Annotated in this window: 3 protein-coding genes and 1 pseudogene; all 4 read right to left on the bottom strand. The window is 25.2% G+C overall.

What is annotated here, in order from left to right:
• On the bottom strand, positions 1-253 hold a 253-nt coding region (locus Q0V09_RS06605), incomplete at its 3' end, for a glutamate racemase (protein WP_367172313.1).
• Between the two features lie 12 nt (positions 254-265).
• Entirely contained in the window at positions 266-3,268 is a 3,003-nt protein-coding gene (locus Q0V09_RS06610; protein ID WP_297487818.1) for an SMC family ATPase, read from the bottom strand.
• The gene (locus Q0V09_RS06615) at positions 3,255-4,433 is read right to left on the bottom strand and encodes an exonuclease subunit SbcD (protein WP_297487820.1); all 1,179 of its coding nucleotides are present in this window, start codon (positions 4,431-4,433) and stop codon (positions 3,255-3,257) included. The genes Q0V09_RS06610 and Q0V09_RS06615 overlap by 14 nt, the downstream gene beginning before the upstream one ends.
• Positions 4,434-4,567: 134 nt before the next feature.
• A pseudogene (gene nagE / locus Q0V09_RS06620) lies at positions 4,568-6,027 on the bottom strand (N-acetylglucosamine-specific PTS transporter subunit IIBC).
• Positions 6,028-6,065: the final 38 nt, after the last annotated feature.

Genomic DNA, 6,065 nt, shown 5'->3' on the forward strand with positions numbered 1-6,065 from the left:
CTTTCATAATATCAATAGCCGCTCCTGTCGCTGTGTTACAAGCTACAACAACAGCATCAACTTTTTTATTAAATACTAAGAAATCTGAAACTTTTAAACAAAGTTTTCTAATTTCATCAATTGACCTTTCCCCATAAGGTGCATGTAGACTATCCCCAAAATAAATTATATTATCATGAGGAAAATATTTTAAAATTTCTTTTAAAACAGAAACCCCTCCTACTCCTGAATCAAATACTCCAATTGTTCTCATGTAAACCTCTCATTAAATTAATTTTATAAGACTTCCTCTTTCGCCAGGTATAGCAGAAGAAACCTCTAATCTTCGTGGTATTCTTATTTTTAAGTCTTCCACATGACTTATAATTCCAATGCTTATTTTTTCTTTACCCTTAATATCTTCTAATATTGAGATCACTCGATCTAATAAATCTGAATCTAAAGTTCCAAAACCTTCATCTAAGAAGAAAAATTCCAATTGTATATTACCCTTTAGTTGAAGTTGGTTAGAAAGAGCAAGAGCAAGAACCAAAGAAACAATAAATGTTTCCCCTCCAGAAAGAGTTGAAGAATCTCTAATGGAATTTCCATTAAAAGCATCAATAATATTAAAATCACAATTTTGATTAACGCTTAAAGAATATCTTCCACGAGTTATTTTTCTTAAACGCTTTGATGCTTGGAATACAATATAATCTAATTTTTTTCTAGCCAAAAATTTTACAAATTTTTTACCTTTTAAAGTTTCTCTAAGAAGCTCAACATTATCCAATTCTTTAATTAATCTATCTTTTTTTATAATAATATCTTTAACTTCTTCTATAGCTTTTTCTAATATTTTTATTTTTGTTTCAATTTGAGTTTTTTCACTATTTATATTTGTTTCAAGTAAATAAATATCATTTAACATATTTTTTCTATCTTCATATAAAACATTGTCATAAGATCTGTTATTTAGTTGCTTTAGGGCTTCATCTTTGAGAGATGTATATTTTATTAAAGATTTTTGGAATTCTTTTATGTCTTCTTCTATAGCTTTTAAATCAACTTCAGTCAATATTTTTTCAGATATATTAATAATATTCTCAAAACCACTTTTTTTTGAATCTATATTTAATGAGTCATCTTTATTTTTAAGAGACATTAGTTTTATTTCTAAGATTTCATTAATTTGTTCATTTTTTTGTATATGTAATTTTATATTATTTTCAATATCTTTAATTTTTAAATTTAAACTATTTATTTTATTCTCTAGTTCTATTTTTAAAGAAAATAATTCTCTTTGTTCTTTCTCTTTTAACTCTAATTGAGTTTTTTCTTCTAGTATTTTATTTAAATTAATATTTTCTTTAATATTATTATCATTTTTTATTTTATTAATTTCTATATTTATTTCATCATAGCTTATTTTTGAAGTCTTAATATCTTTTTGAAAGTTCTCTATTAAAGTTTCTATATGTTCAATATTTTTTGTATGATTTATAATATTTTTATTCATTTCAATTTCTTTTAGTTTTAATTCATTAAATTTATTTTCTAAAAATTTAAAAGATTCTTCCAAACTTAATATTTTTTTTTCAATTAAAATAGAAGGAATTAAATCTCCAATAGTTGCAATTGATGTATTTAAAACAAGAATATTACTATTTACAAGAGCTAAATTCTTTTCAATTTTATTTTTAGTATCTACTAATGTATTTAAAGATTTATTTTCTTTAAATTCTACTTTTTTAGCAATTTGCGGATGTATATTTGACCCACATAATGGGCAAGGACAATTATCTTTTAATTGCTCTCCCAGTGTACCTAAGATATTATCTTTTATATTATTTTCAATTGTATTAATTTCATTATTTAAATTTTCCAAATCTTTATTTAAACTATCTTGTAAAATAGTTTCTTTATTTAAGTTTAAATAGTGTTCTTCTAATTTGTCTTTTTTTATTTGATTCTCTTTTAATTGATTTTTTAAGGTAATAATTTCTTCTTTAATTGTATAAAGCATATTTTCATCATGATTCTCTAAATTATTATAATTTTCTATTAATTTTTTTAGAATATTTTTATTAATGAATAGATCATCTTTTTTTATAGATAAATTCTCTTCTAATTTATTAGAAATTTTAATTTGTTTTTGAAGATCCTCTATTTTAAAATTTAAAATAGTTCCAATTTCAAATAATTTTCTAATATTGTCAAGTTCTCCAATGGAAAAATTAATTTTTTTAAGAGAATGAAGAATATCTTTTAATTCTATTTCTATTGAGATCTTACTACAATTAATTTTTTTAAGTTCGGTATTTAAATTAGAAATAGTTAAAATTTCAATTTCTTTTAATTCATTTTGGTTTTTAATATCTATTTTTAAATTATCAATATCTTTAAGTCTTTCTCTAAAAATAATAGCACAATTGTGTTGTTCTACTTGTAATTTATTATTTTTAATAGTTTCATTTTGTTGACTTAGTATATCTAATTTTTTATCATATTCTTCAATGGTTTCTGAATATAGTTTAATCTCTTTTAGTATAGAAAACTCTTTTTCAAGAGCAGACTTTTTATCTAAAGTTATGTTTAGTTCATTAATTTTTTCTTTTTCAATATCTTTATAGTTATTTAAACGATCTAGAGAGATATCCCCTTTTCCTTTTATTTGGTTATCTAAAGCATTAATTTGTTCTTTTATTAAAGTGAATTTATCCTTTAATTTTTCTTGTAAATTACTACCATATTTTTTTAAATTAAATATATTTTCTAGCATGGTAATTCTATCAATACTTTTTAATTTTAGAAATTCACTAAATTTCCCTTGAGGTAAAACTACAGAACGAGTAAAGTCTTCAACACTAATTCCAAAATTTTCTTTTAAAATAAAATCTACATTTTTTACTGTATCAGCAACAATATCATTATTTATTTTAAGTAATGGGTTTAAAGTTTCAAATTTTTCTTCCCCTTTTCTAGAAAATTTTTTCTTATACTCTCTAGTTATTTCAAAGGTGTCATTTCCCAATTTAAATTTAAAATAAACACTTATTTTGTCACTATCATTATTTAAACATGGTCTTATTCCGTTATCTTTTCGTCCCATTGTTCTAGGAATAACTCCATAAATAGCTAAGATCATAGCATCTAATATCGTTGATTTTCCACTTCCTGTTTCTCCGAATATTCCAAATAAGCCAAATGAAGTTAATTCAGTAAAATCTATTATTTGTTTTTCTAAAAAGCTTTGAAGACCTGAAATTTCAAGTTTAATTGGTTTCAATATTATCCCCCTCCTCTAAAAGATTAAAGAACATATTCTTAATTTCACTATTTGGTTCTAGTCCTTTATTTTCCTCTTTAAAAAATTCAATAAAAGCTTCTTGAATATTTTCTTCTGTATAATTTATATTTTCTTTATTTTTAATATCTACTTCTTTTATTAAAGGTATTATTTCTAAAATATTTTTATTTTTTTTTATTTTTCTTAATTGTGAATTTGTTAATGGCTCTTCTAAATTTATTTTTAAGTAAATCCATTCATTTATTTTTTCAAGTTCTATTGATCTTTCAATAGCCTCTTGAGCTCCATTAACACTATATTCTTTTATGGGTTTAAAATTATCTAAAGGAATATTTTTAACAATAGATTCTTCTTTAGTAATATTAACAACAAATACTTTTTTTTCAAATTTATTTTCAGTAATACGATATTCTATAGGAGATCCACAATAATATGCATTTTTTGATTTAAAAGCTAGTGGCTTATGAACATGACCAAGGGCTATATAATTTACATTTGGTAAATCATCAATTGCAATTGCTCTGGCCCCACCTAACTCTAAATACTCATCTCCCTCTCCCATTGAACCTGAAACATATATATGAGTCATAATAATAGATGGGACATTAAATATATTTTTTTCAATACCATTATGTAAAATTTCACTAATACGTTCATGAAATTTTATATTTTGAAAATCTTCATTAAGAGTTGCTTCACTTGGAAATGGAAGGTTGTAAATATATGCTTTTTTATTATTTTGCTCTACGAGAATTCCACCTTCATCTGAATGTATAATTTTTAAAGAACCATATTTCCCAATAGGAATAGTTTGAAAAGCTTTTTCATAAATGATTACTCCATAATCTTCTGCAAGAGCAGAAACTGATGATAGTCTTTTAGGATTGTCATGATTTCCTGGAATAATAATAATTCCAACCTGACCATTGTTTGATAGTAACTTTATACTATTAAAAAATAATCGTTCAGCTTCAGCAGGTGGATTATATGTATCATAAATATCTCCTGCTAATAAAATTAAATCTATATTTTCATTTTTTACAATAACATTTAAAGTCTCAATAAATTTTTTTTGTTCCTCTATTCTTGATTGACCTTCTAATTTCTTACCAAAATGCCAATCAGATGTGTGAAGTATTTTCATTTTCCCCTCCTGCTTAAAACATCCATATAATAACAGATATAGTTTACCACTGAACATAAAAAATTACAAATTATAGAGAAAAATAAAAAGGTAGCAAAATTAATTTGCTACCTCTAATATATAACCATATATTTTTATTTGTTAGCTAATCTTTTTAATGCTTCTGCAACAAATTCAACTTGTGTTCCTACTATTATTTGAACTGAATTTTTGCCAGGTTTTAATACTCCACTAACTAATTTTTTAATTTTATCATCTTGAACTAGAGAATTATCTTTAACTTCAAGTCTCAATCTAGTTATACAGTTATCAATAACTACAAGATTATCAGCTCCTCCTAATAAAGGTAATAATTCAGCAGCCAATTCATCATTTGTTGTTATTTTTTTCTTAGTTCCTCCATTTGTATTTTCTTCATCTATTTCTCTTCCTGGAGTTTTTAAATTGAACTTTAATATAGCAAAAGTAAATATAAAGTAGTATAAGAAGAAGAAGACAACTCCTTGAACTATTAACATAAACCATTTTACAGCAAGAGGATTTCTAGAAGATAGAATTAAATCGATTAATCCTGCAGAGAATCCGAAACCAGCTATCCAGTGCATTGAAGCTGCTATGAATAATGAAATTCCAGTTAAAATACAATGAATTAAATATAATCCTGGAGCAACAAACATAAATGCAAATTCTAAAGGTTCTGTAACTCCTGTTAAGAATGTGGCAAAACCTGCAGCAATCATTATAGATTTTATTTTCTCTTTATTTTCAGGTCTTGCAGTTTTTACAAATGCTGCCGCAGCACCTAAAAGACCAAACATCATAATTGGGAAGAATCCAGCTTGATACATTCCAGTAACACCTTTAATAGCTGTACCATTAGCTATTGATTGAGCTCCACCTAAGAATTTTGGTATATCATTTATTCCAGCAACGTCAAACCAAAATACAGAGTTTAAAGCATGGTGCAATCCAACTGGAATAAGTAGTCTATTTAAGAAACCATAGATACCAGCACCTGTAGGTCCTAATTTACTTATATATTCTCCAAAAGTAACAAGTCCATCATATATTGTAGGCCATACGAACATAAGAATGAAGGCTACAATGATCATAACAAAAGACATTATAATTGGAACTAATCTTTTTCCACTAAAGAAAGACAAAGCCTTATGTAGTTCTACTCCACTAAATTTATTATATAGTGCTGAAGCAATAACTCCAACTAAAATTCCAATAAACTGATTATCTATTTTAGAAAATCCAATTGAAACTTTATCTAAAGGAACCTTCATTATCTGACTTACAGATGCAGGTGATAGTAAAGTTGTTATTACTAAAAATCCAACTAAACCTGTAAGAGCAGCAGAACCATTTTTATCTTTAGACATTCCAAATGCAACACCAACGGCAAATAATATAGGCATTTTATTAATAATAGCTCCACCAGCTTGGATTAATAAAGCAGCTATTGCACTATTTCCACCCCAAGCAACTGGGTCAATCATATAACCAATACCTAATAAGATAGCAGCAGCAGGTAATACTGCCACAGGAACCATTAATGCTTTTCCTATTTTTGTAAGTAACTAAACATTGTTTTCCTTCTCTTATGACTATTATTTTTATTTTTTT

This window comes from uncultured Cetobacterium sp. (assembly GCF_947039425.1).
Taxonomy (GTDB): domain Bacteria; phylum Fusobacteriota; class Fusobacteriia; order Fusobacteriales; family Fusobacteriaceae; genus Cetobacterium_A.